Annotated in this window: 35 protein-coding genes and 1 pseudogene; 31 read left to right on the forward strand and 5 right to left on the reverse strand. The window is 44.8% G+C overall.

What is annotated here, in order from left to right; genetic code table 11:
- Positions 1–239: 239 nt before the first annotated feature.
- The 23 genes and pseudogenes from AC6I8U_RS25320 to AC6I8U_RS25430 all read left to right on the forward strand — a co-directional run bounded on the left by AC6I8U_RS25320 (position 240) and on the right by AC6I8U_RS25430 (position 16,163).
- On the forward strand, positions 240–1,481 hold the full coding sequence (locus tag AC6I8U_RS25320) for a ParA family protein (RefSeq protein WP_498019801.1): 1,242 nt from the start codon (positions 240–242) through the stop codon (positions 1,479–1,481).
- On the forward strand, positions 1,481–2,485 hold the full coding sequence (locus AC6I8U_RS25325) for a hypothetical protein (protein WP_498019802.1): 1,005 nt from the start codon (positions 1,481–1,483) through the stop codon (positions 2,483–2,485). The genes AC6I8U_RS25320 and AC6I8U_RS25325 overlap by 1 nt, the downstream gene beginning before the upstream one ends.
- Before the next feature lie 1,258 nt (positions 2,486–3,743).
- Positions 3,744–4,004, forward strand: a complete 261-nt coding sequence (locus AC6I8U_RS25330) for a hypothetical protein (RefSeq protein WP_498019803.1) — start codon at positions 3,744–3,746, stop codon at positions 4,002–4,004.
- Positions 4,005–4,014: 10 nt separating this feature from the next.
- Positions 4,015–4,278, forward strand: coding sequence for a hypothetical protein (locus AC6I8U_RS25335; protein ID WP_498019804.1), 264 nt, complete (start codon positions 4,015–4,017; stop codon positions 4,276–4,278).
- A 58-nt stretch (positions 4,279–4,336) separates the two neighbouring features.
- Entirely contained in the window at positions 4,337–4,810 is a 474-nt protein-coding gene (locus AC6I8U_RS25340; protein WP_498019805.1) for a hypothetical protein, read from the forward strand.
- On the forward strand, positions 4,807–5,076 hold the full coding sequence (locus tag AC6I8U_RS25345; RefSeq protein WP_498019806.1) for a hypothetical protein: 270 nt from the start codon (positions 4,807–4,809) through the stop codon (positions 5,074–5,076). The genes AC6I8U_RS25340 and AC6I8U_RS25345 overlap by 4 nt, the downstream gene beginning before the upstream one ends.
- A 2-nt stretch (positions 5,077–5,078) precedes the next feature.
- Entirely contained in the window at positions 5,079–5,384 is a 306-nt protein-coding gene (locus tag AC6I8U_RS25350) for a hypothetical protein (protein ID WP_498019807.1), read from the forward strand.
- Positions 5,385–5,410: 26 nt separating this feature from the next.
- Positions 5,411–5,578, forward strand: coding sequence for a hypothetical protein (locus AC6I8U_RS25355; protein ID WP_498019808.1), 168 nt, complete (start codon positions 5,411–5,413; stop codon positions 5,576–5,578).
- 12 nt (positions 5,579–5,590) lie between these two features.
- Positions 5,591–6,772 carry a DNA sulfur modification protein DndB gene (locus tag AC6I8U_RS25360; protein ID WP_498019809.1) on the forward strand — a complete coding sequence of 394 codons (1,182 nt, stop codon included), beginning with the start codon at positions 5,591–5,593 and terminating at the stop codon, positions 6,770–6,772.
- A gap of 49 nt (positions 6,773–6,821) precedes the next feature.
- On the forward strand, positions 6,822–7,013 hold the full coding sequence (locus AC6I8U_RS25365) for a hypothetical protein (RefSeq protein WP_498019810.1): 192 nt from the start codon (positions 6,822–6,824) through the stop codon (positions 7,011–7,013).
- 29 nt (positions 7,014–7,042) lie between these two features.
- Positions 7,043–7,264 (forward strand): hypothetical protein, encoded by a 222-nt coding sequence (locus tag AC6I8U_RS25370; RefSeq protein ID WP_498019811.1) that lies wholly within the window; start codon positions 7,043–7,045, stop codon positions 7,262–7,264.
- A 2-nt stretch (positions 7,265–7,266) separates the two neighbouring features.
- Positions 7,267–7,635: a hypothetical protein gene (locus AC6I8U_RS25375; RefSeq protein ID WP_498019812.1), complete on the forward strand. Its 369-nt coding sequence runs from the start codon at positions 7,267–7,269 to the stop codon at positions 7,633–7,635.
- The gene (locus tag AC6I8U_RS25380; RefSeq protein WP_498019813.1) at positions 7,619–7,819 is read left to right on the forward strand and encodes a hypothetical protein; all 201 of its coding nucleotides are present in this window, start codon (positions 7,619–7,621) and stop codon (positions 7,817–7,819) included. The genes AC6I8U_RS25375 and AC6I8U_RS25380 overlap by 17 nt, the downstream gene beginning before the upstream one ends.
- Before the next feature lie 23 nt (positions 7,820–7,842).
- Positions 7,843–8,376, forward strand: coding sequence for a hypothetical protein (locus tag AC6I8U_RS25385; protein ID WP_498019814.1), 534 nt, complete (start codon positions 7,843–7,845; stop codon positions 8,374–8,376).
- A gap of 9 nt (positions 8,377–8,385) precedes the next feature.
- A complete protein-coding gene (locus AC6I8U_RS25390) occupies positions 8,386–8,583 on the forward strand; it encodes a hypothetical protein (protein WP_498019815.1) in 198 nt (65 codons plus the stop codon).
- Between the two features lie 321 nt (positions 8,584–8,904).
- Positions 8,905–9,387, forward strand: coding sequence for a RadC family protein (radC, locus tag AC6I8U_RS25395; RefSeq protein WP_498019816.1), 483 nt, complete (start codon positions 8,905–8,907; stop codon positions 9,385–9,387).
- Between the two features lie 246 nt (positions 9,388–9,633).
- Positions 9,634–10,470 (forward strand): AraC family transcriptional regulator, encoded by an 837-nt coding sequence (locus AC6I8U_RS25400; RefSeq protein ID WP_498019817.1) that lies wholly within the window; start codon positions 9,634–9,636, stop codon positions 10,468–10,470.
- 46 nt (positions 10,471–10,516) lie between these two features.
- A complete protein-coding gene (locus AC6I8U_RS25405) occupies positions 10,517–11,152 on the forward strand; it encodes a LysE family translocator (protein ID WP_498019818.1) in 636 nt (211 codons plus the stop codon).
- Between the two features lie 188 nt (positions 11,153–11,340).
- Positions 11,341–12,153, forward strand: coding sequence for a hypothetical protein (locus AC6I8U_RS25410; RefSeq protein WP_498019819.1), 813 nt, complete (start codon positions 11,341–11,343; stop codon positions 12,151–12,153).
- Between the two features lie 366 nt (positions 12,154–12,519).
- Positions 12,520–13,404, forward strand: coding sequence for a tyrosine-type recombinase/integrase (locus AC6I8U_RS25415; protein WP_498018151.1), 885 nt, complete (start codon positions 12,520–12,522; stop codon positions 13,402–13,404).
- A pseudogene (locus tag AC6I8U_RS25420) lies at positions 13,401–14,491 on the forward strand (IS91 family transposase). Before AC6I8U_RS25415 ends, AC6I8U_RS25420 begins: the two are co-directional and overlap by 4 nt.
- Positions 14,492–15,216: 725 nt before the next feature.
- Positions 15,217–15,582 carry a hypothetical protein gene (locus AC6I8U_RS25425; RefSeq protein WP_498019820.1) on the forward strand — a complete coding sequence of 122 codons (366 nt, stop codon included), beginning with the start codon at positions 15,217–15,219 and terminating at the stop codon, positions 15,580–15,582.
- A 212-nt stretch (positions 15,583–15,794) separates the two neighbouring features.
- On the forward strand, positions 15,795–16,163 hold the full coding sequence (locus tag AC6I8U_RS25430; RefSeq protein ID WP_498019821.1) for a GNAT family N-acetyltransferase: 369 nt from the start codon (positions 15,795–15,797) through the stop codon (positions 16,161–16,163).
- Between the two features lie 254 nt (positions 16,164–16,417).
- Here AC6I8U_RS25430 and AC6I8U_RS25435 read toward each other — a convergent pair whose 3' ends face one another.
- The 3 genes from AC6I8U_RS25435 to AC6I8U_RS25445 all read right to left on the reverse strand — a co-directional run bounded on the left by AC6I8U_RS25435 (position 16,418) and on the right by AC6I8U_RS25445 (position 18,821).
- Positions 16,418–17,470, reverse strand: coding sequence for an IS91 family transposase (locus AC6I8U_RS25435; protein ID WP_498016951.1), 1,053 nt, complete (start codon positions 17,468–17,470; stop codon positions 16,418–16,420).
- Positions 17,467–18,354: a site-specific integrase gene (locus tag AC6I8U_RS25440; RefSeq protein WP_498016953.1), complete on the reverse strand. Its 888-nt coding sequence runs from the start codon at positions 18,352–18,354 to the stop codon at positions 17,467–17,469. The genes AC6I8U_RS25435 and AC6I8U_RS25440 overlap by 4 nt, the downstream gene beginning before the upstream one ends.
- Before the next feature lie 224 nt (positions 18,355–18,578).
- On the reverse strand, positions 18,579–18,821 hold the full coding sequence (locus AC6I8U_RS25445) for a DUF6429 family protein (RefSeq protein ID WP_498019822.1): 243 nt from the start codon (positions 18,819–18,821) through the stop codon (positions 18,579–18,581).
- Positions 18,822–19,015: 194 nt separating this feature from the next.
- On the opposite strand from AC6I8U_RS25445, the gene AC6I8U_RS25450 reads away from it, so the two are divergent.
- The 3 genes from AC6I8U_RS25450 (at position 19,016) to AC6I8U_RS25460 (ending at position 20,428) form a co-directional block, all read left to right on the forward strand.
- The gene (locus AC6I8U_RS25450) at positions 19,016–19,303 is read left to right on the forward strand and encodes a carboxymuconolactone decarboxylase family protein (protein WP_498019823.1); all 288 of its coding nucleotides are present in this window, start codon (positions 19,016–19,018) and stop codon (positions 19,301–19,303) included.
- A gap of 492 nt (positions 19,304–19,795) precedes the next feature.
- The gene (locus AC6I8U_RS25455; protein ID WP_498019824.1) at positions 19,796–20,038 is read left to right on the forward strand and encodes a hypothetical protein; all 243 of its coding nucleotides are present in this window, start codon (positions 19,796–19,798) and stop codon (positions 20,036–20,038) included.
- A gap of 27 nt (positions 20,039–20,065) precedes the next feature.
- Positions 20,066–20,428 carry a hypothetical protein gene (locus tag AC6I8U_RS25460; protein WP_498019825.1) on the forward strand — a complete coding sequence of 121 codons (363 nt, stop codon included), beginning with the start codon at positions 20,066–20,068 and terminating at the stop codon, positions 20,426–20,428.
- 212 nt (positions 20,429–20,640) lie between these two features.
- On the opposite strand, the gene AC6I8U_RS25465 is transcribed toward AC6I8U_RS25460, so the two are convergent.
- On the reverse strand, positions 20,641–21,471 hold the full coding sequence (locus tag AC6I8U_RS25465) for a hypothetical protein (protein ID WP_498019826.1): 831 nt from the start codon (positions 21,469–21,471) through the stop codon (positions 20,641–20,643).
- A 204-nt stretch (positions 21,472–21,675) separates the two neighbouring features.
- Here AC6I8U_RS25465 and AC6I8U_RS25470 point away from each other — a divergent pair, with 204 nt between their 5' ends.
- From AC6I8U_RS25470 to AC6I8U_RS25480, 3 genes are all read left to right on the forward strand, one after another.
- Positions 21,676–22,578, forward strand: coding sequence for an NYN domain-containing protein (locus AC6I8U_RS25470; protein WP_498019827.1), 903 nt, complete (start codon positions 21,676–21,678; stop codon positions 22,576–22,578).
- 312 nt (positions 22,579–22,890) lie between these two features.
- Positions 22,891–23,193 carry a hypothetical protein gene (locus AC6I8U_RS25475; RefSeq protein WP_498019828.1) on the forward strand — a complete coding sequence of 101 codons (303 nt, stop codon included), beginning with the start codon at positions 22,891–22,893 and terminating at the stop codon, positions 23,191–23,193.
- 306 nt (positions 23,194–23,499) lie between these two features.
- Positions 23,500–23,937: a hypothetical protein gene (locus tag AC6I8U_RS25480; protein WP_498019829.1), complete on the forward strand. Its 438-nt coding sequence runs from the start codon at positions 23,500–23,502 to the stop codon at positions 23,935–23,937.
- Between the two features lie 83 nt (positions 23,938–24,020).
- Here the strand turns inward: AC6I8U_RS25480 and AC6I8U_RS25485 are convergent, their stop codons facing one another.
- Positions 24,021–24,845, reverse strand: coding sequence for a TraR/DksA C4-type zinc finger protein (locus tag AC6I8U_RS25485; protein WP_498019830.1), 825 nt, complete (start codon positions 24,843–24,845; stop codon positions 24,021–24,023).
- A 494-nt stretch (positions 24,846–25,339) separates the two neighbouring features.
- On the opposite strand from AC6I8U_RS25485, the gene AC6I8U_RS25490 reads away from it, so the two are divergent.
- Positions 25,340–25,846 carry a hypothetical protein gene (locus AC6I8U_RS25490; protein ID WP_498019831.1) on the forward strand — a complete coding sequence of 169 codons (507 nt, stop codon included), beginning with the start codon at positions 25,340–25,342 and terminating at the stop codon, positions 25,844–25,846.
- Between the two features lie 334 nt (positions 25,847–26,180).
- Positions 26,181–26,489, forward strand: coding sequence for a hypothetical protein (locus AC6I8U_RS25495; protein WP_498019832.1), 309 nt, complete (start codon positions 26,181–26,183; stop codon positions 26,487–26,489).
- Positions 26,490–26,520 lie beyond the last annotated feature (31 nt).

Below are 26,520 nucleotides of genomic sequence, written 5' to 3' on the forward strand. Positions count from 1 at the left end.
AATAGTTACCTATAGCTTATGTGTAAAAACTAGGAACTCTTACAAATATGAACGAAAAATCTGAACATACTTAGCCTTTTGTACCGCCCCTTCCCCACTTCACCCATCATTGCTCTCTTGTATACAGCACTCGTACTCTTCCGAAAAATAGCAAACAAGCATTATTGATAGTTACAAGCCGTTTTTTTTGCTTTATACTGTCAATAACGTCATGTTGTTATCATTAAAGGATTCTGATAGTGAGTACTAATTTTGAGTTAGCAAACAGAATTGAGAAAAGAGCCGAAGGCCTATCCAAAAGCGAGATCTCCAGACGAGATGCAATTATCGACCAGACTTATGTTGAGATTGATGACAAAGAGATCTCTAACTTACTGCTCACTCATTGTGTTTCTAAGGCAATGATTGCTAGTTACTGTGGTGTATCACTAAACACCTACATTTCTTATGAAGAAAAGGCAATCGAAGAAGGCGTTATGGAGCCAGCGATCAAGTACAAAGGCAAGTGGCAATACACCCCACGCCACGTACACGCGATGATGGACTATCTTGGCCGAGAAAGTTGGTCAGACAAATACCAGACATGCGTCATCAACGTTCAAAACCAAAAAGGTGGTACTGGAAAAAGTACTGCTACGATGTCTCTAGCCACCGAACTTGCACTCGACTTTAACTCACGACCAAGGATCTGTGTGATAGATCTAGATCCACAAGGTTCACTCCGCGTATTTGTCGACCCAGACGCCCTTGAAGAAACCGAGTTGGATATGTTGACGACAGTAGAGCTAATGCTTGGTGAAGATGCTCCGAGTGGACTCTACAACGATTACATAGAACAAGGCTACAGCCATAAAGAAATCGTGGATATGTCTTTGCTAGGTACTCACCTTCCAAATCTGTTTATTCTTCCTGCGATACCTTCAGATGAAGCATTTTCAAGTATTGCCTGGCAAAATGGTCTCGCTTCTGGAGATCTAAGCTGTCTTAAGCTTCTTAAAGAAAGAGTTATAGATAATTTGCGCGACGAGTTTGATCTAATTTTCATAGATACTGGCCCCCATGTTAACCCATTATCCTGGAACGCACTCTACGCATCGAAAGTTCTGTTAGTTCCAGTTACACCACACAAGCTTGATTGGCAAAGTACTATTCAGTTTTATGAGTCACTGCCTAATCAGCTAAGAAATCTTCCTGATGGTGCGGAGGGTATCGTGTTCGAGAAATTCTTGATAACCAATCGTGATACTGAGAACAATCGTGACGATGCTATTGTCGATGTCATCAAAGATGAGATGGGATCGTTAGTCTTAAACAATCAGATTCTAAAGAGTAGTGCTTTTGAAGCAGCGGCTCGTAACTATCGAACTGTGTGCGACATTCGTAAATCAGACAAGTTGTGTCCCGATACCCAACTTGACAGAGCACAATCATCAGTGAGTGCTGTTGCTAACGAATTCAAGAACCTACTTAAGGATAACTAATGAGCTTTTACGAAACCAAGCGAAATAGAAATCGCAACAAAGAGACCGAGTCACAAGTTATCTCTCGAACATTTGTAATGCGAGACGGTAGTAAACACAATGCCTCTCGCGTTGTAGTTCCACATAGTGATTTAAAAACGCTAGTCGAGGTTCACCCATTGAACCCAAGATATCAGGAAGCGCTGACCGAGGAAGCCTTGGAAGACATACTTCCATCGATTAGAGAAACTGGTGTTATTTACGAGGGAATCGCGGAAAGCATTGAAGGCAAGTTTCTTGTTTTGGACAGCTCTCGTCGACTTGCCGCAGCCGAAATCGGTGGTGCAGACTTGCCTCTTTGGGTTTTCGAGGAAGGCTCTGAGTTGAGCCGCACTGATGCAGAATACTTAACGGAAGTGTCGAGACTGCATCGTCCTTTGTCACGTCGCGAACACGGCCTCTCTTTGATAAAGGCAATCACAGAAGACGAGTCGCTACAGGATTTCTCAAAGCTAATAGAAAGGTTCAGGTTTAAGGCATCTCAGGAACGTACCGTTCGCAGATATATTAGCGCTGCTGTATTGCCGCAAAAGCTAATAGATCTATTCCCGGATTCTGAGGGTATTCCAAATGATTACTACGACAAGCTAAAGAGTATTTGTAAAGCTGTAGGCAAAAGCGAAGGTGTCACTCAAGGAAAGCTAGAGCATGATATTCCGTTCTTTGAACGTTTGTCCCCTATCCTATTGCGCTGGTTATCCGATCAGAACATCTGTGTTGACGCATCGTTGGAAACAGCAGATAAGCAAGCATTTGTCCTCAATGAGCTGACTCGTTTATCTCAAAATAATAAAACGAACCCTACCCCACTCTGGTCTCAACCAGAACGTATTTATGACAAAAGTAAATTTACTTATGCTGAACTGACCCGACATTCGAGTGGCAAAGAAATTAGACTGAAATGCAGGCAATTAAGCAAAGAGCAAGAACAGAGCATCATCCAGCTTATCGCTTCATTCAGGTAACAAAGAAACTAAACGCAGTTGAACTATCAACTGCGTTTTTTTGACTTTACCAAATGGGCAGACAGCCAAAGACTACACTGGTGTAAGCGAACTAATATCTGACTATATTAGTCATTACCCCAATTAAGTTACAGTGTAACCTGTGCATTCTGCAACATATTCCCGGTTGATAGTCTCTGCTTTAAAAAAATTAAAGTCTTGTATCTTTTTCGTCAGATTCGCTTTTGTCAGAGACAATGACAGTTCAAGCGTAGTGTTGGTTTAAATCCTTTATAAACAATGCGTTACATGTGTTTTATTGTCTTTGACACCGGTGTCATAGTGGGAGTTGTATTGATTTACGAAGCGGTACTGTAGAGTCGAACAGTTTTCTTTCAGTAAAAACTCCAAAGGGTTCTTGTTTGGTTTAATATGGCTGCACAACAAATCAGTTCTTCGACTACCTCAACAGAATAGTCAAAATCTCTTTCAACGAGATCGCAGGGCAAGCTTAGGCGTTTGAATAATAACTGGCTAATGTCTTGCACGGTGATTCCTTGTTATCGGTGTTTCGAATGCCAGAAACCTTGCCCTATTCGATTTCAGTTTTCAACACGTTTTTAAGCGTCAAGCCCGGTTTTGCGCGGGTTAATTCAAAACGCATTTAAGTTCTCGGCTCTTTTGTAACTAAAAATAGTCGTGGAATTAGCCAGTTACGCACCAAGTTTAGTCAACATGTAGAGTATGCGTGAGTACCATTTTTGTCGCTCCCCTACTCTCTTTTTCCTCTCTTTTGATACTGCTTTGGGCGTGACCCTTCGGGCAGGGCTTTTCGTTTGAATCTTTTGGGCCTGGCCAAAGTGTCTTTTGGCATTGAACGGTCACCCCAGTGCCCTTTCAATGCCGAATCCACTAGATGCCCAGGCCCAAAAGGATATCACTGCAATCCTAAACGCCGCAGTATTGACCTCGATTCGTTCTCTATGCGCCTGATGCGGTGCGCTCTCGAATGAGTTCAACACGGCACTTCGTCTTCGACTCAGACCCCTTTTCACTGCCTTGTCGTAACTGTCGTAAGGGCGGCTGACTTATGCCCTCGCCTGTTCCCTTTTTCTGTTTGGGCACCACTTCCGGCGCTCGCAACTGTTAACCCTCCTACACCAGAGCCCCATTCGCAAGGGTATATGAACGCTGCGCGCCCTTGCCAATGAGAACCATGGTGAAGGTAGGGACAGCCAAGCGGCTCCGAAAAGTGATACTCAACCAGAAGGAACAAGCCATGACTCAAGCAGCTCTCGCCCTAACCTCCACTAACGACAAAACAGCGACCAACGTCTCGCCGTTGGAGAGCGAAAGCTCACCAAAAAATGATGCCTCGATGGTGCTGCGCACGGAAAAAGAACTTCTAGATGCGAAACACGAACTGGCTTGGTTAGAGGAGGCCCACGATGAAGTCAGTGCCAAGGATTTGGAGTGGTATTACGGGCGTGTTGCAGAGCTGGCGAGCGCAATTTCAGACTATTCATCGAATGATCACTAAGGAGAAGACTATGAGCACTGTTCTAGCCCCAACCACCGTCATCAAAACCATCGAGTTCAGAAGGTTCAATTCGACGAACTTCATGCACTGCGTCCATAAAGCGCTGGTCATTCGTGACGGCGACAGTGGCGAGGTCGTGCAAACCTATTCGGCGCCAGAGTGCGGTTGGTCCATTGACACGGTGGCAGAAAAAGCCCGTCAACACCCCTGTGGAGAGTTAGACAATCTCGATGCCACCCTGGGTGATTGGTGGATAGGCAGTACCGAGTTCTAGTTCTAAACGTCCGGTTGCCCGCAAGGGCAGCCAGTTCACACCAATGGGAGGGAATCCTATGTTGCATCAACACACGAACCATCACATCGGCCATCCCCTACTGCATGCACGTCATCAGTTAAGGCAAGTCAAGGTCGAGCGTGAAGAGCACAAGAAGGCCAAGAGTCTGCATCAGCTGTTTGAAATGGTGAGAGCCATCAAGGTAGCCCGTGACAACCAAAAAGCCCTTCGTCGCGCCAACATCGACGCACTGAAGCAAGCGGGTTTTTATCAAGCCGTCTGCCAATGTGTGGGCACAAAGCGTTGGTTTGATGTCGGCGATTTTGACGCGCTGGCGAGTCAGTTGTCGAACCAAACCTCACTGAAGTCCTGGCAGTGGGAGGTGATTGGTGACTCTCTTCTGCAAGGCATTTTGATGTTCAGTCGTTTTGACAATATTGCACCGGCACTGCTGTTTGAAACCGGCAGTCGAGGGTTCGAACTGGTGTCATTCCATTTTGATTACGCATCCCAGAGGAGAGATGAATCATGAACGCACTCAACCAACAACCAGTGACCTATGACCGCCAAGGGCGTATGCGTTATCACCCTACCTATCACCCCAACCAAGGGCGTCCATGGACAACGCGAGATGAGCACTATCTCATCGAGTGCTACGAAACCGACGGACCAGAGCTGGTCAGTCTGACGCTTGGCCGCACCATCAATACCGTGATGACTCGTGCCTATGAACTGCGAAAAGCCGGACGGATGCCAAAACCTAGCTGGCACAAACGAGAACTGAAACAGGAGCACTAACCATGTACGTCCCTAACCATTTCGCGGCGGTGTCCGAGCTCACCGGTCGAGACTTTAGAAAAGGCGCGGTCGTCACCCTAAAACGCCGGTTCGACGTCTACATCGATGAGGGCGTTGAGCGCTGCAACCTCATCAATTGGAGCCACGAGTTTCAAGCCCACGTGTTTCTGCAGCTGTCCGTGTCCACCGTAGACGGTAAGCCGCTCTACTTTGTTGAGACCAGGAGCAACGTTGGTAAGCAGTTGCTTCAAAGCGAGTCTTTTCAAACCATCAAACTAGTGAAAGCGCACTTAAAAGGGCGCGTGTAAATCTGTTCAACAAAAAGGAAATGATTATGTCTGAGTACCATTTTGAGATCCCTGCCGTTCGAGGTATTCAAGCGGGCCGAGTGTTCTATAGCATCGCCGCGCCATACGGTGTCCTACAGCGTTTGGTTGGCTTTGATGTGGGTAATGTCTTGACCCGCTCACAGCGTGATGTGATCCCCACCCGAGCAAAGTAAATTTCAAGCTACGTGAAAAATAATAAAGACAGCTATGTGTTGCCGTCATTGACCGGCACGATAGAGGATGAGCCCGAGTTCAACGAATCCGAGTTTCCTAACGTCGGCCTGCTTCGCATTAGTATGGACAGTGACATCTTGCTCTCAGATGATCAGCACCGCATGACCGGCATCATCGATGCAATGATGGAAGATACGGATTTGCGCAGCCATGTGATACCACTGATGTTGTTCGTGGGCATTTCGCTGCAAGACCGCCAGCAAATGTTCTCAGACATCAATGGCCATACCGTGAAACCAAGTACCAGTCTGAGCGATACCTATAACCATCGAGACGCACTGCCGATGTTGGTCGTGGATCTCGCGAAGACGCTACCCGTGTTCGAGGGTCTTGTTGATTTCGAGCGCAACGTGATTGGCAAGGGCAGTGACTACCTGTTCCCCGTCAAAATCTTAAAAGATGCCACTGCTAGACTGCTTTGCGTGAAAGCGTCCGACAGTCTCGATGACGAGCAAAAAAAGGTCGCGGCCGATTTTTGGCAAGCGTGCGCCAAACCGCTACTGTGGTCTGCGTTCCGCCTTTGGCATACCGAAACGGCGGAAGATTTTCGACGCCAATACCTCTCTTCGCATGGCGTTTTCCTCAACGCCCTGGGAATGGCGGGCAGTGCGCTACTCGCCCAGTACGGGAACATCGAAAAGATCTCTAAACTGAGTTCGCTCAACATCAAGCGTGATAGTGATGAGTTTGTCGGTCGCTGTATCGATGAGGTCAACGGCAATATGCTGACCAATGCAACGGCCATCAAACTGACGGCCATTAAGTTGCTCACGTACATGAACGTACCTCTTAGCCCAGAGCTCAACGCGCTTGAAAGGCAATACTTCCCCGAGAGTGATGCGCTCACGGATGAGCACAAAGAGGAATCGACCACTGAGGTGATTGAGGCGCCAACCGTCGAACCCACGGTGGTGAATCACCTCTATGCGCCGCTGATAAAAGACCGATTTCCCGAGTTAACGCCCGAGCAAGTCGAAAACCAGTGCGATCAGTATGAGGTCGTGGTGACCGGCTTTGGGGAAACCGTGGAAAGCGCTAAGCCAACCATCGTCTGCATGCTGACCCGCATTCAAAAACCCTCAACCGTGCTTCGCACCATTCGTGCGAACTTCAAGAAGACCATGGCCGCGTAAACCGATGGGCGCGGGGAAACTCGCGCCCTGGAGACCAAGGAGAGTCATCATGAACAACATGCGCAGTTTGTATTACCAAATTCAAGGACTATCACAGCAGGCCGCGAGCGATAGTGGCCCCAGTTACGAGGATTATATTCGCCTGTTCACCCTCTACTTTGAGCGTAGCTTCAAAAAACGTCCACTCGAAGCGGTGAAAATTGCCAATCATTTTGGGTACGACGAGCTCAGCCAGTTCTAACGGCGCCTGCAAGAAAGAGGATTTGAACGATGCAAAATCATATCGAGTTTAATACCGGTTGCGGCTATTCCGCGCATGGCCAACACATTGACGCTGACGTTGTCGAGACACAAATTGTTGATGGCCACGTTCACTATCGAGTTCACTTTAAAGACAAGACTCGCCACATCAATGGAGAGGTTTGGGTGAGTGAGTTTACTCAGAGAGCCATCATGTTTGCTTACGATGGCGGGAACTATAAGGAGGTCTAACCATGCGACGCGAAGTCAACGCAATAGAGGCCAATTCGAAAGCGATCATGGGCACGGCTGATACCGCGCGCTTTATGCTTAGAGAAGGCCGGTTTTTTACCGCTGCGACGTTGGCGAAGGCGGCACGGATACCGATCAGCAATGCCTCGGGTAATCTGTTTAATATCGTTCACGCCAAGAAGTACCGAACGGTGGAGAAGGGTAAGCCGGTGAAAGTTAAGGTGATCAGTATCCGTGGTATCGAGCATGAGAGCGCCCGTTATCGTGGTTTGGTCCATCAACTGCTCCATCAACCCTGGGACCCTCAAACTGACAGCAAACAATTTATTACCGTCACAAATAGGGAGGTTTTCTATGACTCTGAGTCATAATTTGCTCGCGAGTCACTTGGCTCGCCACTTACTCAAAGCCGATCGCATGGTGTGGGAAGATTTGCCCGCTGGTAAGCGTGGCTCGGTTCGACCCGACGTTTATACCATCGAAAAAAGCTTCGCTAATCCAAATCCTATCTCTTATGAGGTTAAAGTGAGTGTGCCGGATTTCGGGCCGATGTGACCAGCGCCAAATGGAAGCACTATTTGGATTTCTCCTATGGGGTGGTGTTCGCCGTGCCAAAAGGACTCATTACCAAGAAGGATTTGCCGACGGGGAGCGGGCTCATCACCTTCAACGGTGAGTTTTGGAATACGGTGAAGCGGCCAACGTTTCACCCGACCAAACTCGATGACGAGTTATTAATGAAACTGCTTATTGGTGGCCAGCAAAGACAAACAGAGCCCGAGGTGATTCAATGCCGCTCGTTTGATGATTATCAACATCATCAAACGCTGCGCAAGAAGTTTGGTAAAGACATTGGCGCCAAGCTGAGCTTTATCAATGAGTACCCTGACATGAAAAAAGATCTCATCAAGATGCGACGTAGCTTTGCCAAGCTGTTTGATATCGAGCTCGATCATTGGTGTTTTGAGCGGCAAGTCGCCTGGCACATCGAAAAATTGGAGATAATGGCACAGGAACACTCAAGGAAGCAGGCCATAGCCAAGGAGCTTGGCCAGATGCAGCAACGCATCAATATCGGCTTGCAGCGTATCATTGACGATTACACCAAATAGGGGGCTCGTATGGACGATGGCTTGATAGAGAAACTGATGGTGGCCAAGGGCTATCTACAGAACATCACCGGTCACCATCGAGGACCGAACGGTGAGTGGGTGCCTGATTTTGGCGAAGTCTCGGGGCTTGAGAAGCGGCAAGCACTGTCAGTGGTACGAGCTTACTACCGGGGTGAATCCATTCAATCTATGACGCTGCACTGGTAGCCAACCAAGAAAGTGAGCACACCCAATCGGACGTTGTTGGTGAGAGTGGCGGGCGTCTTTGGCGGGTTTGGTCGCAAAGGGAAGGGCAGTTGCTCTTCTCTTTTTTGTTGTGCAGCTGATTAGGGCTTGTTGCGGTGTCGGATGAGTGTGGGTTTGCTCAAGCTGCGCCTTGTGGTGTCGTTTGTCGCATCTTCCTTTAAACCGTCGGTCATCGGTCCCTTAATAGCAAGGGTAGTATGAACGCTTCGCGCCCTTGCTATTAAGAGCCAGTTAACCGTCTGGGCAGTCAGGCAACAACGAACCCACACAAGGAGCGCCGCCATGACTGAGCAATACGTTTACTACACTTCACTGTTCACCAACGAAGAACAAACGGCCCTGGCACACGCCGCCAACATCTTAAAATCGAAACTGATGATTGCCGAGCAGCCAAGCCTAACCTCACCACAAATCGTCAAAGACTACTGCCAATATTCCCTTGCCTCTTCCGAGCGTGAAGTGTTCGGCGTCCTACTACTCGATTCGCAAAACCGAGTTCGAAACAGCATCGAAATTTTCGAAGGCACCATCGATTGCGCCAGCGTCTACCCACGCGAAGTGGTCAAAGCCGCGCTTTCTGAAAATGCTGCTGCGGTTATCTTTTACCACAATCATCCTTCGGGTGTCACCGAACCCAGTCAGAGTGACCGCCGCATCACGCGAAGTCTCAGTGACGCTCTGGCGCTTGTCCAAGTCCGTGTCCTTGACCATCTAGTCGTTTCATTCGAAGGCGTCGTGTCGTTCGCGGAACGTGGTTGGATTTAGCATTGATGCAAGGCGGCTTAGCCGCCTTGAGCCGATTGGCTTCGGCTCTTTGGGTCATTATTCAATGTGTGGATAGTAACTACTTTGTTCATAGACGGGCCGAACCCTAACTCGGCCAACACATCTTTGACCCATTTCGTGTTTCACTCTTCCTGAGTTGTCAAACTAAAGTCGAATTTTTGACTTACTTTATGTAATGTGGAAATCTCGATACCGCAACGTTTAGTGGAAAGGTGATTTGATAGCATGGAGAGTAAAATAAGGGGCATTAGTCAGGACTATTGGACGAGCCGACTAACACCCTATCTGACGGTAAGAACAACTCGAGATAGTACTCAAGGTTACAAAGCCCATTACCATCCCGAGCTATCTATTGGGATTATGCTTGCAGGTCAAACATGCTTGTCCCTTTACAGTTCCAATGTGCTATTAAATGAAGGTGATGTGATTCTTATTGAGCCTAATATGGTTCACGCCTGCAATCCTGTAGACAACACTCCTAGAAGCTACCGCATGCTTTACATAGATAATCAGTGGTGTTGCAATGCACTATCGAAGCTATTTGGCTACGAAGTGAAAAGCTTTAGAGTTGATCATATCTTGTTCTCCGACCAATCGCGTGAACTAGGTATTGAAAATTCAGTCTCGATGCTCATTAATCATGAATCACAGCATATCGCCTCATCAATCGAAAACTCAATACTCGATCTATTAAGTCGATGCTGTTCACCTAGCATCGGTGACAATAATGATGACCTAGCATACAAAGTCAGAGATTTGCTTCTGAAAGACATTGAAAATGCTCCACAACTTGAAGCTATCGCCAACCAGCTTAGATATAGCCAAGAAACCCTGATCAGAAAGTTCAAAAGACAATTTGGGATAACTCCTAAATCATTTCTAAGCAACTACAGGGTCGAGAAGGCAAAGGTGCTTCTGAAGGGAGGTATGGAAATTACTGATGTCGCGAACGAGCTAGGCTTTTTTGACCAGAGTCAGTTACATCGCACCTTTGTGTCCTACACAGCGTCAACTCCGGGGCAATATCAATTGATTAAGTCAATTATCGACAATAATGATTAAACTGAGTACTGCATAGTAGTTGGGTGTTTTAAATGGATGCCCAAATATGTCGTACTCTACTTTTTTCCCAGTTGCATTTCCTGCACTGGCTATAGCTCATTTTCTAGCGTTATTAAGTCCTGGCCAAGATTTCTTCTTAATCGTTGCTCACTCCATTCGTCATAGGCTGCAAGGGAGCCGCTTCATTTGCTTAGGTGTTGCTCTGGGGAACGCGCTCTATATTGGAGTAGCGATATTTGGTTGGACCATAATTCGTGATAATCAGGCTATCTATCTGGTCGTTGAAGTAGTCGGAGGGTTATGGTTACTGTGGTTAGGCTCTGCTTTGCTAAGAAGTAAAAAACGAAATACTGATTTAGATTTCGAACAGTTAGAAGTACCGTCGGTCCTAAAACAATTAGTGCTAGGTTTCAACTCGGCGATACTCAATCCAAAGAACGCCCTTTTCTATATGAGCTTGATGACAGTGATCCTGGGTAATGAAGTTACACTTACGCAGCAAGTGTCATGCGGAATGTGGATGTTTTTCGCGGTTTTAGTTTGGGATTTATTTGTCGCATCTATGATCGCGCAACCTAAGGTCCAAAGACCCTTATCAAATTATATTCACGTGGTAGAAAGAGCTGCTGGGTTAGTACTCTTCTTCTTTGGGCTCTCGTTGTTTATTGGTTACTTGCATTAGAAGTTTTGGCTTACCAGTGTCCAGCTTCGAGATAACTACTCCGGCTAGCTCAGATTTGCCCCGAAACGGTTTAGTTCCTAAATTGCATGATCTCTTAAACCTTTCTGTTGCCTTAGCTTTTTTAATGATTCAATATGCAATATAGGTCACAAGAGCAGTCTGCAACGGATACTGAATAAGGGGCGACAATGCTTGAACTGTTTCAACACGAACATCAACCTGTAAAGCAATATTGGCTACTCATGAAAGTAGCGCCTCTAGAACGATTACAACAGATGCAGAAAGGTCTTATCTATATGAATAGTATTGACTATTTCAGTAATCTAAGAGGAGAGGATGGGGCAAAGGTTCGCAGTGACGAATTGGAGTCTACCTTCGCGCAATTTCAAACGGGAGTCCTACGCAATAATCACAGAGTAGAGATCACTTTGAGTCATCCGTCTTTTGGTGAAATAGATTTGCCAAAAGGAACCAACGTTTCCATGGGAGTTCCATCACCCCAAAACACTTTTATTTTCTGTATGACTTGTGTCGCTGAAGACAAGAAAGGGAACATTCGAAACCTAAAAGGTGATAAATATCATATGGATAGAAGAATGAAAAAGTTTGGCTCACATACACTAGTCATTAATCAACCTGCAAAATTCTTTGAGCGATATTCTGACGCTATAAATCGAGTCGATGGTTTCTTTGTTAACGACTACATGGATGGAGGCTGCGGTATTGTGGACTATAAGAAACTGTCCAAACATAAAGGAAAAATTGGACTGTTTATTAAAGATAAGCACTATGATTGGCAACGTGAGTATAGGTTTGTACTGGGGGCAAATGACTCGCTGCTAAACGCAAGTGGAGCGCTAGAGTTAGATATTGGTGATATTAGTGATATTAGCTCAATAATTGAAACTCAATGCTTAATTGAAGAACCAATGACTGTAACACGAGGCATAGCCTCATTGGGAGCGGATGGAAAATACCACTGGAGAAAGCTAGATAACTAATTGTTAGCTATGGTTACTCATTCTCACTCTGACACCTTTGATGTCGAGTTATAACCAGAGCGTACAACGTAGTCGTAACACGCCTTTGCCCCAAACCTTCACAGAACCTGCAAACGGAACACCTGAGCAGTGCACCAATAGACTAAGTTGAACTAATCCGTACTTTGTTCTCTTATACGGAATTTTTCCGTAATTCGACCCCGCAACTATATGCCGATTCACATAACAGGTTGATACCAGTTGAGTTTCATAATGAATGGCAGCAACATAGACGGAATGCAAAGACGGAAAAAGTCCGTCTATAAAGCGTTGAACTAAGCCGCTTCGCGGAGATCCGCATTTTCCCCTCATCGATGAGCCAAACTTATGATGTATCCATTGAAAGAGGAATACATCATGACGCCATTAAGACAGCAGTTTATCGATGAAATGACGCTTCGGCGTTTCTCTCCACGCACCCATAAATGTTACCTACGCTGGGTTATTGAGTTATCGAAGTGCTACCAAAGCTCACCCGATCGACTAAGTGATGAACAAATCCGTCAGTATTTACGCTCGTTAACCAATGAAAGACATCTTCGCGCGAGTACTTGCGCGCAGGCGCTTAATGCCATTGTGTTTTTCTATCGAGCGGTACTAAAGAGAGAGTTTAAGGAGCGACTTGTCCCTCCAACTAAGCGGGACAGTAAAATACCACAGCTGTTAAATCGCCACGAAGTAAAGGCTATCATCAGTCACTGTCGCAGTTTGAAATATCAAACGGCACTCGAGCTTTGTTATGGATGTGGATTACGAGTGAGTGAAGTCGTCGCTCTCGATGTAAAAGATATCGATGGTGTGGCGAAACGTCTGCATATTCATCAAGGCAAAGGTAAGAAAGACAGGTTTGTTCCATTGTGTGATAGCCAATTAAACCATTTAAGGAATTATTGGCGTCACTACCACCCAACCATCGCCCTTTTTCCTAGCCGAGAGCCAGAGCAACACCTTGATATCAGCTCAGTGCAGCGGTGTTTTAAGGCGGCAAAGCGTGCTTCGGGTGTTAAAAAGGAGGGAGGCATTCATGCTTTGCGACATGCTTATGCTACCCATCAACTTGAGTCAGGTATGCCACTGAATGTCTTGCAGCGACATCTTGGTCATACGAGCATAAAAACCACCTTGAGATACACACATTGGATTGGTCACTATAGCGAGGGAGAAAGTCATAATGAGTTTGACCTGATTGAGCAGCTATGGAGTGCCGAATGAGTGTCTTATCTCCTTATCAAACTGTGCTCACTCAAGGGTTGGATGAAATTAACAAAGCTAAGATCACGCCAAGGCAGTGGCAAGTGCTTCACCACTTGCGAGACTGTCGGACGGAGCGAATGGGCACCTATGATTGGCGGTGTGAGAAATGTGGTCATGACGTGACTTGGTACTGCTCTTGTCGAGATCGTCATTGTCCCAATTGCCAAGAGCAAATGAGGCAGCAATGGCTTGTGAAACGTAGCCAAGATATTTTACCGGTCGTGTATCACCACTTGGTATTTACCTTGCCTCATGAATTCAATGCGATGATCAAAGCTTACCCTAGAGAAGTTTATCAGTGCTTGTTTCATTCAGTATGGACAACGTTACAAGCCTTTGCCAACCCACGTCATCATCTTAAAGGGCAACTTGGAGCGCTGATGGTTCTACACACTTGGGGCAGAAACCTTAGCCAGCACACTCATGTGCACTGCTTAATCCCAGGTGGTGTATTAACCGAAGATAAGTCTTGGGTTCCAACGAGAAAAGAGGGCTATCTATTTCCAGTAAAAGCACTGTCAGTTCGCTTTAAAGAGAAATGATGCAGCATGTTCAACAGGTGATAGATACTTATGAAAACATACTCTTAGAAGTGAGTAGGAAAGCATGGGTAGTGTACAGCAAACCGGTCTTACACAGCCCCCTCGCCGTGGTGGGGTATTTGTCTCGGTATTGCAATCGGATCGGGCTTAACCCTCACCAGTTGAGCTATGGTAACAATGGTAGTATCGAGATGACTTATAAAGATCATCAAGCACAGACATTGAAGCGAATGAGTTGTAGCCCGGGAGAAATGCTACGACGGCTACTGCTTCATGTGCTGCCTAAAGGGTTGATGAGGATCCGTTACTATGGGTTTTTAGCCAATGCAGTACGGGCTCGTGCTTTATCAGAAATCAGAAAAAGTATCAGTGAAGTCCCGAATGAAGCCGCAGAGGTACCGAAAGAAAAACCAAGTTGCCCCAAGTGTAAACGCCGATCTATGGTCTTGATAAGATTAGCGATACGGCCGCGAGTCGTTGCTGAAAAGGAACGACTGAGCTAGTTGCTTGATAGCAAGACAAAAAATCGCAGTTGAAGTGCGAGGGAGAGGTATCGTTCGCTTCAAAAATGGTTATGCAACAAGTATAGTTGGCACTATGGAAATGGGTGGCTACGGTGTGAATGGTGGGTGATAGTGGACCTCACTTGGACAGAGTAGCGATGAACGGGCAATGAGCGATAAAAAGCAAAATCCATAGAAAGAAGCGGCTCAGTCCAACAGGCATTTATCGAGTGTGCTGCGACAATGGATAAATGCTTAAGCGTTAGGTGCGAAGAAGTACACATTTAAGCAATCTTGGAATTAATTTGATGAATCAGTTCTTTATAGTGGTAGAACAAAATATCGAAATGTTGGGCATAGCTTGGTTTGTTTGTACAATAGTAGCGACTCACCTAGGCGTAAAAAAGGGTGTTCCACTCCTTGCCTTTCTCAATGGTTTGTTAATGGGGCCGATTGGACTGCTTCTAGTCGTGCTAGTTAAAGATCAATTGCGTTTTTCATGTCCAAATTGTGCAGAAAGCGTTATGAAAAAAGCGAAGATCTGCCCGTACTGTAAAACAGAGCTACGCAGCTAGAGTTTAGTTCTCACCTAACAATTTGTTCAAGCAGACAGCTAACGTTTGGCGATTTTGGCTTGGTTGAGTTTAGTGGTTACGGTGGCTTTGTTTGAGTGCAGTGGTAGTTAGCTGCTACTTAACAAGGCGTTAGGCGCTCAGGAGGTAATAATGGTAGCTGAATATATGACGAGCATAAAAGCTGCGTGGGAATTGGCTAAGGGTGTCAAAGTCGCTACAGATGCGATAGAAGATGCAAATATAAAGCTGCAGATGGCTGAGCTAATAAGTGCGTTAGCTGACGCGAAGGTTGAAGCCGCAGAGAACGTAGAGAAGCTCGCTGAGCTAGAAGGCAAACTTCGTGCGAAAGAAGAGCTAATGTTTGAAAATGGCGCATATTATCGTATCCAAAACGATAATAAAATCGGGCCGTTCTGCGCAACATGTTTCGATAAAGATGGCAAAGTAATACGACTCCAAAGAGTAAACAATGCCTTTGGTACACACTCGTGCTTTGTGTGTCAGTGTACGTATTAAGCACGCACCTAACAAATTGTTTAAGCAGACAGCTAACAGTCGGCGATTTTGGTTTGGTTGAGTTTAGTGATTACGGTGGCCTTGTTTGAGTGTGGTGGTAGTTAGCTGCTACTTAACAAGGCGTTAGGCTTTCAGAGGGTAACATGGAAATATGTCTAAGATCGGCTACTACTAATGATTTGGAGTTTCTTCACTTTCTGAGAGACCAAACTATGCGTAGTTATCTTGAACAAGCAGGTATGTCAGTTTCATACGATTCATATCAAGCACGTATTCAACTTGAGTTTCAGTCAGCTCAGATAGTGGAAGTCGACAACCAGTCAGTAGGTTTGTTTAAAGCGGTTTATCAACACGAAAACAACCATTGGCAAATTGTACAAATTCAAATATTACCTGCTTTCCAAGGTTTGGGCATTGGTAGCAAGCTAATCACTGAACTCATCGATACTGCGGTAAAGTCTGAAGCTAAAGTAAGGCTAAGTGTAATTGAGTCAAATCCAGCTAAAGTGCTTTACGAACGCTTGGGATTCCAAGCCATAAGTCGTGAAGGTTCAGAGTGCTTGATGGAGTTAAAAGCCTAACAAATAAGGATTAAACGCTGCGAAGCCAGCGCTTAATCCCAAGTGTTGAACAAGCCCGATGCCTCTATATAAGTAAATTGTGCGATCTTTGTCTGCGGTGCTCTCACCTTGATGATTTTTCAAGGCGAGCGCTGCCATGATAAAGCCAAGAGTATAGCTTTATCAGAAGGTTAGCTGTTGTCCGTCAGTCTCTAGCGTTTACGTTTTCTCCCGGTTTGTACTTCAACATTATCCTTATTCTGTCTGCCTTTCGGCTATCTCGGTCGAGTGACCCCAACACAAGCCATCTCATGCTGGCAGCAAGGGCAGAAGCGTGTTGCTTTATTCTTGGTCACAGGCTCAAGGTTTGGGAGCTGATAAAACAGCCCAAGCAGCAATCGCTGTATACGCCTAAGTGCTTGTCGAGCCTGTCCTCGCAAGAAGCCATAGTCACGAACTCGTTGCAATCCTTTGGGAAGTACATGCTGTAAGATGAGCATCAAGAACTGAAGAGTGGGTAGTGTTCGCAGCTTCCATTGTTGGGTTTGGCTCTCTTTGTATCGGAACGTCACTGTGTTTTCTTCTACCTTGATGATATCGCTATCAGGCAATACGCCTCGGTAAAGATAACGTGATAGATACTCCAGTGCTGGCTGGCCTTTTCCCACACATCGACAGTCAACCACCCATTTGTGGGGGAGGCGCTTGGGGAGCCACAACTGTGGATGTTGCTCTATCACTTCTAACAACCTTGCCCGCCATACCTTAGCCAGAGCGAAGGCATTAAACAGGTATTGCTTGTTATCTTTGTGGCATACTTCTCTTGATGAGTCATACCGCCCACCTGCGACAATCACGTGTAGGTGGGGATGCAGATTTCGCTGCCTGCTGTGAGTATGCAGTACGGCGGTGAATCCGAGCGCGCCTTTGTTCTGTCTTTGGGCAAAGCTTTTGAGCACACTCGATGTCACTTGGAACATGGCACTGTAGAGGGTTTTAGGGGCTCGCCTAGCCAACGGTCTTAACTGGTAAGGTAACGTGAAGGTCACCATAAAGTAATGAACAGGCAGCAACTTCTGTTTTTGGCGCTCTAGCCAATCAGAAGTGGTGCGGTGCTGGCACTGGGGGCAGTGTCGGTGCCCACATGAGAGTGGCAGCCGGTCGTCATGATGGCAGTGAGCACAATACCATTGTGAGCGACCTTGCTGCTCTGTTTTGCAGCGGAGCATGGCTTGGATAGCTGAACGCATGTCAGCTGTGAGTTGGTTGTCGTAATGACGTTCAAAAACATCGAGATGGGCGCGGAGTAGGTCGATAAAGATGCTCATACTTCCTCCCATTGAATGACGAGTGCATCGGTAAGCTGGTTAATTGCCAGCGCTGCATCTTTTTGTTTCAGTTGGGTCATACGGGTATAGCGAGCCGTGGTGTTGAGGCTACCGTGTCCTAGCAAAATCTGCAGAGAGCGTAAATCCAGACCTTGCTCAAGTAAGTGAGTTGCAAAGCAATGTCGAAGCGAGTGCGGTGAGATGGGCTTACTAATACCACAGTCTTTAAGGACCAACTTCATGGCCTTTTGTACGCCACCTCTGTCCATAGGGTTATCAGTCATAAGCTCTTTACCAGGAAAGAGTAGCTGTGGGTGACGGTGAGTCAGCCAGTAGCTACGCAGTGCGTTTAGTGTGCGCTGTGGAAGTGGCACCAACCGGTCTTTGCCTCCTTTTCCATTACGAACATGTACCTGCATGGTGTGGGCATCAATATCTTGCACCTTTAGGCTCAGCCCTTCCCTCAGTCGTAGCCCCATGGAATACAAGGTAAGAAAGAACACCTGATAGCGCCGTTGTCGTGTCATCGTGATTAGCAATGCTACCTGTGGTGGGGTTAAGACATCGGGCAGTTTTTTGGTACGAGGTGGCCTGACAATATCGAGCCACTCCCACTCTTTGGTCAAAGTATAGCGATAGAAGAACTGCAGCCCACAGCGGTCGAGCTTTACGGTACTCCAAGAGTGGGTTTCGATGAGACTTGCGAAGTAATGCTTGAGTTGGTCAGTCGTTAAGGTGTCGGGACAGCAGTCGTAGAACTGGGTAATTCGACGTACTGCACGAGAGTAGGCATCGATGGTGGCAGGCCGTTTACCTTGCAGTTTAAGATTGGTAAGGTGTTGGTCATAAAGGAAGTTGTAGCGTTCAAGTTCAGCGGGTGTCATGATATTTACTCCTATGTTGCCCATTGGGTGATGGGGTTATTAGGAGTATGGTGGGTTGTGCGCTTTACTCTGCCGCAGAGCGGCTTCGTTCAACAAATTGTTCAAGCAGACAGCTAACGTTTGGCGATTTTGGTTTGAATTGAGTTTAGTGATTACGGTGGCTTTGCTTGAGTGTAGTGGTAGTTAGCTGCTACTTAACAAGGCGTTATAAGCTATTCGGACCTCTACCTTTTTAACCACTTGTTGAATAATTCTTCGGCCTGTTTTGCTCCTTCTGGAGTCACGACCACAGATTTGTTCTTGTTAACGGGATCTTGTATTAGTCCTTTGCCATAAAGGTGGTTCATTACGTCAAAATTGATACCTTTCCACGCACGGTATGAACCATCAAATTCTGATTTGTCGTGCATGGTCAAGAAAAGAAGGGTAAGAGCTAACTCTGAAGCTTTATCTATGTCGTAATTCATTGATATGTTTCCAAAAGTAGAGTATTGGCTAATAGTAATTTTAGTCAAACTTCATCAAAATGGTGAGCATCGCTTATAACTAATTGCTCAAACGGACGCGTAACGTTCGCTACTTTTGGTTCGGAGCTTAGTGTGTTTGTTGGGTTAGTCGTAAACGCCGGATAGCAAAGCGTTAGAACTTATAAGGATTATTCATGCTAGGGAAGCACCAAAAAGGGTACGAAGAGTTTTATCACTCGACTCATGAAAATGAGCATTTGGATACAAGAACGGAACTCCTAGTTGGTTTGTCCGCAGCGATGGCAATGAATTGTTTACCATGCACTCGGTATTACTTATTGGAAGCAAAGAAGGCCGGGATTTCAAAGGGTGAGATTTCAGATGTTACAGCGAAAGTAATGGCGGTAGCTGCTGGTCAAAAGAAGCTTCAAATGCAAGAAGTACTTACAAAATACAGAATTGACCTGGATAGCTTTGAATAGCGTTCTAATAAGCGTTTAAGAGCGACTCCGTAACATGTGCTGGTTTCGCTTCGTTCAAGTGTGGCACACGTTACTTCGCGCCTTAACGCGGCGTTACTTTTCCAAATGTGGACTAATCCGTTACATTCTAATTTAGTAATATAACTGGCACACTTCTGTCCAAAAACGTTTCACAGAGCCAAGCTTTGGGACAAAAGCGCCTTAGTTCTACTACTCTAAAATTCTTCTGCCTTGTTGTTGCGTGTTACATTCTCATGGATTGACCGAATCTTCTATCGAGAGGTCGCTAGTTAACATTCCAGAAAAAGTAACTTTAAAGCACTAGTGCATAGCTGTAAGCTTGATATTTTGAGTTGTAGGTCTGTTCACTTCGTCGTTTTTAAAACGCTCTCGAATTTCATTTAGCTAGACCACTAAATTTTCTCGGTCGTAATTAGCAAATGTGTCATAAGCAACTCACGAAGAGAGCAAGACCATTAAAAAGGCGATAAGATGACTGATGACGATTTAAGAGCCGTATTAAAAGAGGCGAATCACATAGCCGATATAGGGCGAGCTATTCATTACTTAAAGACAATGCTTTTCGACAAGGGTTTTTGTAGCGCCAGCACTTTCGATGTATGGGCTGATAACTACCAAGCCGATAGGGGTTCCTTAGTTGCAGAGGCAATGCTACTAGAACAAGCGCTTAATAGTGAACAGGATGAATCACCTGACGCCTGTTGGGTCGATTAGTAGATATTGCGATATGGAGAAAGCTCAATGAGCCACAAAATTAAAGTTAACCTATTGCCGTGGTCATTCGACAAAGCTAAAAGAGTGGCTAAAGAAATTGCAATGGAAATGGAAGTTAACGTGTTCCTTGAGCGTGAAGGTAGTGAGTTTTATGTGTGTGCCATGGCCGATCTTGAGGTGATTGGGTATGAACTAACCTGTATCAGGTATCACAAGAAAAAATCTGGCATTGCTGGTCAATCAACCAAAATCTACGACACTAAAGACCAAGCGGAGCGTGAAGCAGTTCGGTTTATTGGAACAGGGCTTAATAGTGACGATCGAAATACAAGTATAACTACAAAATACGCACCACATCCTTATTTAAAGTGGGAAGATTTTCCACATTAGGTTCAGATAGCAACAACTTTAGCCGCTAACTGACTTTAGACTCGGTGTTATAAACTAACCACACGTTGGTGATGCAAAAAGTAACCCTAACAATCAGCGCATCCAAAGCACTTAACTCACAATTGTCCGGTATGTTAGAACACTCAGAATCAAGGTGTGAGATCAACGTCATCCGGAATCGAGGCTCAATGAGGGACAGAAGCGAGTTGCACTTAAGTGAGGGAGGTGCTAACGCCGTAGCCAATTTCCTGCTTATCAACAAGCTCTAAATCGACAGTCCCTCCAAAACTATCAACAACATGGAATTTCATTTTCACCTTATAATTAGGGTATCGTTGATGGCAGGTCGGCCCATATGTCACCCCTGTTATGTACAGTATTGATTCCGTGAACTCCGTAGTTTCAATTATTTTTACGTGTTCATAAAACTTTCTACCCGGTGTTGCAATGTTGTAGTTTCCCCAATGATTTCTTTTTACGAGGCAGTATGCAGGTCCCCAAGTGCCTGAACCACCTGCAAATCCAATATCTCCAGCCCAAAAGACTAAGTAATCAGCACCCATACCATCGTCGCGAAGTTTGACAATTCGAAAGTTATGAGAGGAGGAGCCGATCGTTTCAGCGTGTTGTAATGCGCAACCCGTAACATCTTCCATTTCTTTAGCAGACAACGAAGAGTGGCCATTACCTTCATAATATTTAATAGCCACCTTTTTAGGGTTGTTCTTTGCTGCAACGCTCTCAACAGAAGCTAAAAATTCAGACGAAAAAGCTTCGAAACTGTGCTCTTTGTTTTTAATCGAGAACTCTTCTGAGCCTTTAATAAAATGGGTGTACTCGATGAAATTTGCTGTAGATTTTTCAGTGTTAGAAGCTCTTTTCAATCGGCCCTTCACCTTGTTATGGTGCTTTTTGTACTCGCTTTCATCTAGGTCATAGGATGAATTTTCATTTAAGTATATATCTGAGAATTGTTTAGAAGACCAATCCATAAATTTCAATAAGATTTTGAACTCTTCAATTTTTTGATTTTTTTTGTTCATCACAGTTCTTATTTGTCTCCGATTGTCCCCAGATATACACAAATGTCGCTAATCCTTCAATCATAATGTCCTTGTCATTAGGAAAAAGGAGAAATGACATGACAAACAAAACACCTGCGAATGGGCCAAGCAAAACGGGAATCCATCTGGTCGAGGCCGTGGGAATAATCCGCCTCGTTCAAAATAACTGTATGGATGAATTCAATGAATGAAAACCTTAACTTCGCCATCCTAGTGGATGGCGAGAATGCTCAATCAAAAAAATATGCTGACATTCTTAACGAAGTCGGGCGTAAGGGAAGCATAGCTATTAAATGGGTGTATGCTGACTGGACTCTACCTAACAATAAAGGTTGGAAAGATATTCTGCTCGATACTGGTTCTTCACCAAAGCAGCAGTTCCATATTGCAAAAGATTCGGTTGATCATGCGCTTATCATGGATGCAATAGAGATTATTTGTACCAACGACAAAATTAATGCGCTGTGCATTGTAAGCAGTGACGGTGGTTTTGCGGGCATCGCACAAAGAACGAGAGAGAAAGGGCTCCACGTTATGGCTGTAGGTAAGTCAGACACGCCCTCTCATTTCCGTAATGCGTGTCATAACTTTGTCTATGTAGAAAACCTATCTCTCGACGAAAATGAAGACGAGGCTAGAGAGCTAGGCAATCAACCAGACGACTTGGAAAGTTTGTTGCTAAAAGCTTATTGGCAGCTTGTTGGTGATGCTGACAGCGTATACTTAGGCGACTTAGGTACAAAGCTAAAACAGCTAGATAGTGCTTTTGATTCACGAAACTATGGTTATCGATCGCTGAAAAAGTTAATTCAAAACGCTTCAACACCTTTGATAACTCACAGTGAGAGGGAAGACCGTTGTTACGTTAGATTGATTGAAGAGAAAGGCCATATCAAAGCTACACCCAGACGAGTCAGCAATTTTGCATTTATTCTCAATGAAGGGAAGGAGTATTACTTTAGAAAAGCAGATTTACTTTACAACAATCAATGGGAAAGAATTAAAGAAGGTCAAGAGGTGTCGTTTCAACGTTCGGCTAAATGCGATGGTAAATCACCATGGGCGTCGAACGTAAAATGCACTTAATGTCATGATTTATCAATATGGAGTCTGGCCGTATGGATAAACTGGGCTCCATAGCAAGGTGTGGGACTACTAGTTCGCCGCCCTCAGCAAATCACTTAGTAAATGTTATCAATGCCCAGTAACGACTTTCTCCCTATCAAGTCCTGATGACCTTTACATATCCCACCTATAAAACAGCTCCGGATTGTGGGCTCACAATGGGACAAAAGTGCCTTAGGGAGTCGATCCTTTCAATGTTATTAAATCATAGATGACATTGGATGAATGTGTGTTCTACGATAAATGTGTGTTCAATGAAACTAAGGTGATTCTATGGCCTATCGTGAAACCTCCCTATGGAATGAATTAAATGAATTACGGTGCTTATTGGCCTTCAAGAAACTGGAAAGTTTGGGATTCCCTAGAGGAAAGCAAAGCGAATTTTCTCGTGATATTTCTCAAAAGTCTGGACTAGAGGTCGGTAATATTAGCGCCAAAATTTGTAACTATAAGTCTGTTGCAGGTGTAAACAATGAGTCCAATGCATCGATCAACACCAAACAACTTTATTCCCAATACGGGCATAAAAGTATAGCTGAATTGGAAGAGTTAATTACACTCCACGAAAGAGCTTAGGTCTTCTGCAACTATGGATTTGACATCGTTGAGCGGCTTGCTCTCGGTTGGTTATCTGCCTGTTTTATCAACAGGTTGTCGAGCCTTCCGACTTTCATTGGGACAAAAGCAAGTGAGGAGGCTACTTTATGGCCATTGACATACTTATTACTCACCTGATACTTTACAGACTAGGTTTGACGCCACCTAGACCTGACTCGTGGTCAAGGCGCTTTCATCTTAACTAACTAATGAATCAGTACTCATTGGGAGTAGTGCATGAGAGTCACATTGCATGTCTTTAGCCCAATTAACGAGGATTGATACATGTCTAAAAAAAACAAGTATCCAGTATACCCTTCACAGCTTAAACAATTTAAAGAATCAGCTAAGCAATTTGCAGTCCTGATTTCTAATGAGTCAGAAACTTCTCTAATTTCAGCTTTCAAGCGAAATGATTGGCTTTCCCTTGCGTTAGGCCATAAAGGCCATAGTGACCTCACCTTTTTTGCAAAATCTTGTAGTGACGCCGACTCTTCTGAAGAGTTGTATTTGTTCTGTGATGATGACCAACTTCAGGGTGCGATTATTGACACTTTTTCTTTAAAGCTTCCGAATGTGTCCAAAGAGGTTATTGAAAGGGCAGCATTTCAAATGAAAATGGATGAATATACAAGAATGTTAAGTATGCCATTGACAGACGAAGAAAGTGAAACTCTATCAAAGCTTGGTAGTTACGGTATGGACGATACGTATCGTGGCTAAGCTTAGAGGGGACGGAAACGTCTCCTCTTTTTATTGGTCTGAGTGTCTTGCTCAGGGACAAAAGCAAGGTACGAATTAGGCAGTTAATCTCGTCTGTTTCGTAGAGTTCGTCTTGCCTCATCACGAGGACCACCAATTCCATCAACGTCCATTGTGCGGTGATAACTGTTGTTTGACTCATGCGTGCTAAGGCACTCTATACACAGATAACAACTGGGGGCGATCTTCACTCGCTCAAAGGGGATGACTTCATCACATTCGGAACAGCGCCGTTGTTTGATGTGAGGCTCATTAAAAAGACACTCAAACTCTTTATCAAAATCAGCTTGAACCGTGAACCTAGATGAATGATTCGGCTTTACAATGACCCCTTGAACACCCTCTTGACAAAGAAATTTTGCAAACTTACTTGCTTCAGTGAATGATGCGAGTTCTTTTGAGAGTATCTTGTTTGGCTTCGCTTCCTTTACTCGCACGGCATTCACTCGGATGACTTTACCCTTTTCGAGTCCAAGCTCAACAACAGTCTCATAATTTTCCGGGCAATTGTACATAAAGCTGCTTTTCTTTAAATAGTCTTTTAGCAGTACTAGGTGCCCGGAAAAAAGAGGAAAGAAGTCGATTCCCCTGATCTCTTTATGGTATTCGCCCGTGACAACTTCTTTCCCACAGACATTTTGGCTAGTGGAATTTGAGCCGATGAGAGATATGCTGCACAGGCTCAATCGGTTGTCGGCGTTGATTTGAAATCTGGAGATAAACCCTCGGCTACACCCTGAGAGGAATGCGGTACTGTTGATACCAAGAAACTCACGTGAAAGGAGTTCGGACCCTTTTACAGAGAAAACAGGACATAACAGAAAATCGTCACCCATGAAGGTGATTTTATCCGGTGCAGCTTGTGTCATTATTTACTTTCCACGCTTTGCCAAAAAATGGCTGTATCTAATGGTTAAACGTTTAACTGTGTATTGGATAGATAATGTCAGCACTACACCTATAAAACCACCAGTTAACATATTTAACGCTGCTACACTCATTTACACACTCCCACTAATGAACTGAATTTATACGGCTTCACACCTAAATATTTTATGCCATACGTGAAAGTATCGTGGAATAATTGAAATTCCTTATGGAATCAGAAAAAATCAACCATGATGACCCGTCTAAACCCCTTCTCACGAGAACGTGTATAACTGGAAAGAGACCTGCTAGAACTCCCATATTATATCGCTCAATGGAACAAAAGCGCAGTACGTTCAGATTCGGAATCTAGCATCAAACTCTTCAACGATTCACTAAGTCTTGTAGTTGGCGTAATATGGTAACTAGTCAGAAGGAGTAGTGATTTATACTCTTTGGAGATTACCTAAACTATCTGTCTTGTAGGGAACTGTTTGTGAAGTTTAAACTGTTAAGTGGTTGGGGGATATCTGCCGGAGCCTCCATATTTAATATTTCGGAAGAGTATAGAAAATTAGCCTTAGCAGAGGCAGAGTCTCTTGGTCATTATAGATGCCCTAATAACTTATGGGAGCGACTGCATACTGAGTTTCCAAAATTAACTTACGCTGAATGTAAGAAGAAACAGCACTTTAAGGAGAAATTTTTCAATCAGTTAAAGAGTGATATTGAAGAGGAAATATCGCGCCTGTCTAAGTTGTATGGCTCAGAGGCTAAAGCTCAACCAAGAAAGCCGAGCAAGCTTAAGCCAATATCAAAAGGTATTGCTCAAGCGAGAAATGATAGACCACGCATAGGGCTTGGCTTGGAATCTCAAGTAGTTATTCCAAGGGTAAATGCTAAGGATGTTGTAATAGACAAACATACAAACGCTGAACTGGTAAAAGATAAGCATATTTTGTATGCGGCTGGTTGGAGCTTGGAAGGAGCGTTTACTAAGTAAACTCTCGTTAGGAACGCTTTTGAATTAAGTCCCTGTAAATTATTTTCACTACTTCGTTCTTAGCGCATGACAATGATCGGGACAAAGGCTCCTCAGGCTCAATTAACTTGGTGTCAAAGACTGGTGGTGTTGTGTCAACCTTTGTGATGATATACTTTCGCTTAGATTTAGCTCAGTCCTAAGCTGTCTTTGTCAGTAAGAGATCAACGAATGAAAGAAATGATTATATTGTCGCTCCTAGTTGTTGCTACGCAGGTAAATGCGACTTCTTGTTACAGCGATAGCTACGGAAACACTTCGTGCTCGAATGGGGTGTCGGCTTATAACGACGATTATGGCAACACTACATACAGCGATGGTACGTCGTCGTACTCTGATGGTTATGGTAACACTACGTATAGTGACGGTACTTCATCTTACTCGGATGGCTATGGCAACACCACATACAGTGATGGTACGTCGTCATACACCGACGACTATGGAAATACAACGTTTTCTGATGGCACGTCATGTTATTCAGATAGCTACGGAAACACTACTTGTAATTGATATTGGTTGGCTTAACGCTGATGCACTTCGCCAACACCGAAGTGCATTGGGACAAAAGCGCCTTAGAGTAGTTAACCTTTTAAATCTGTTATGAAGGTACATCTTTAGCGCTAAATGAGAGGTAT

Source organism: Vibrio sp. KUL80, from assembly GCF_059725495.1.

Coding starts and splice junctions, on each gene's coding strand:
- AC6I8U_RS25325 (WP_498019802.1), top strand. CDS start 1,481: ATGAGCTTTTACGAAACCAAGCGAAATAGAAATCGCAACAAAGAGACC.
- AC6I8U_RS25330 (WP_498019803.1), top strand. CDS start 3,744: ATGACTCAAGCAGCTCTCGCCCTAACCTCCACTAACGACAAAACAGCG.
- AC6I8U_RS25335 (WP_498019804.1), top strand. CDS start 4,015: ATGAGCACTGTTCTAGCCCCAACCACCGTCATCAAAACCATCGAGTTC.
- AC6I8U_RS25340 (WP_498019805.1), top strand. CDS start 4,337: ATGTTGCATCAACACACGAACCATCACATCGGCCATCCCCTACTGCAT.
- AC6I8U_RS25345 (WP_498019806.1), top strand. CDS start 4,807: ATGAACGCACTCAACCAACAACCAGTGACCTATGACCGCCAAGGGCGT.
- AC6I8U_RS25350 (WP_498019807.1), top strand. CDS start 5,079: ATGTACGTCCCTAACCATTTCGCGGCGGTGTCCGAGCTCACCGGTCGA.
- AC6I8U_RS25355 (WP_498019808.1), top strand. CDS start 5,411: ATGTCTGAGTACCATTTTGAGATCCCTGCCGTTCGAGGTATTCAAGCG.
- AC6I8U_RS25365 (WP_498019810.1), top strand. CDS start 6,822: ATGAACAACATGCGCAGTTTGTATTACCAAATTCAAGGACTATCACAG.
- AC6I8U_RS25370 (WP_498019811.1), top strand. CDS start 7,043: ATGCAAAATCATATCGAGTTTAATACCGGTTGCGGCTATTCCGCGCAT.
- AC6I8U_RS25375 (WP_498019812.1), top strand. CDS start 7,267: ATGCGACGCGAAGTCAACGCAATAGAGGCCAATTCGAAAGCGATCATG.
- AC6I8U_RS25380 (WP_498019813.1), top strand. CDS start 7,619: ATGACTCTGAGTCATAATTTGCTCGCGAGTCACTTGGCTCGCCACTTA.
- AC6I8U_RS25390 (WP_498019815.1), top strand. CDS start 8,386: ATGGACGATGGCTTGATAGAGAAACTGATGGTGGCCAAGGGCTATCTA.
- radC (WP_498019816.1), top strand. CDS start 8,905: ATGACTGAGCAATACGTTTACTACACTTCACTGTTCACCAACGAAGAA.
- AC6I8U_RS25400 (WP_498019817.1), top strand. CDS start 9,634: ATGGAGAGTAAAATAAGGGGCATTAGTCAGGACTATTGGACGAGCCGA.
- AC6I8U_RS25405 (WP_498019818.1), top strand. CDS start 10,517: ATGTCGTACTCTACTTTTTTCCCAGTTGCATTTCCTGCACTGGCTATA.
- AC6I8U_RS25410 (WP_498019819.1), top strand. CDS start 11,341: ATGCTTGAACTGTTTCAACACGAACATCAACCTGTAAAGCAATATTGG.
- AC6I8U_RS25415 (WP_498018151.1), top strand. CDS start 12,520: ATGATGTATCCATTGAAAGAGGAATACATCATGACGCCATTAAGACAG.
- AC6I8U_RS25425 (WP_498019820.1), top strand. CDS start 15,217: ATGGTAGCTGAATATATGACGAGCATAAAAGCTGCGTGGGAATTGGCT.
- AC6I8U_RS25430 (WP_498019821.1), top strand. CDS start 15,795: ATGCGTAGTTATCTTGAACAAGCAGGTATGTCAGTTTCATACGATTCA.
- AC6I8U_RS25435 (WP_498016951.1), bottom strand. CDS start 17,470: ATGAGCATCTTTATCGACCTACTCCGCGCCCATCTCGATGTTTTTGAA.
- AC6I8U_RS25440 (WP_498016953.1), bottom strand. CDS start 18,354: ATGACACCCGCTGAACTTGAACGCTACAACTTCCTTTATGACCAACAC.
- AC6I8U_RS25445 (WP_498019822.1), bottom strand. CDS start 18,821: ATGAATTACGACATAGATAAAGCTTCAGAGTTAGCTCTTACCCTTCTT.
- AC6I8U_RS25450 (WP_498019823.1), top strand. CDS start 19,016: ATGCTAGGGAAGCACCAAAAAGGGTACGAAGAGTTTTATCACTCGACT.
- AC6I8U_RS25455 (WP_498019824.1), top strand. CDS start 19,796: ATGACTGATGACGATTTAAGAGCCGTATTAAAAGAGGCGAATCACATA.
- AC6I8U_RS25460 (WP_498019825.1), top strand. CDS start 20,066: ATGAGCCACAAAATTAAAGTTAACCTATTGCCGTGGTCATTCGACAAA.
- AC6I8U_RS25465 (WP_498019826.1), bottom strand. CDS start 21,471: ATGAACAAAAAAAATCAAAAAATTGAAGAGTTCAAAATCTTATTGAAA.
- AC6I8U_RS25470 (WP_498019827.1), top strand. CDS start 21,676: ATGAATGAAAACCTTAACTTCGCCATCCTAGTGGATGGCGAGAATGCT.
- AC6I8U_RS25475 (WP_498019828.1), top strand. CDS start 22,891: ATGGCCTATCGTGAAACCTCCCTATGGAATGAATTAAATGAATTACGG.
- AC6I8U_RS25480 (WP_498019829.1), top strand. CDS start 23,500: ATGTCTAAAAAAAACAAGTATCCAGTATACCCTTCACAGCTTAAACAA.
- AC6I8U_RS25485 (WP_498019830.1), bottom strand. CDS start 24,845: ATGACACAAGCTGCACCGGATAAAATCACCTTCATGGGTGACGATTTT.
- AC6I8U_RS25495 (WP_498019832.1), top strand. CDS start 26,181: ATGGCAACACTACATACAGCGATGGTACGTCGTCGTACTCTGATGGTT.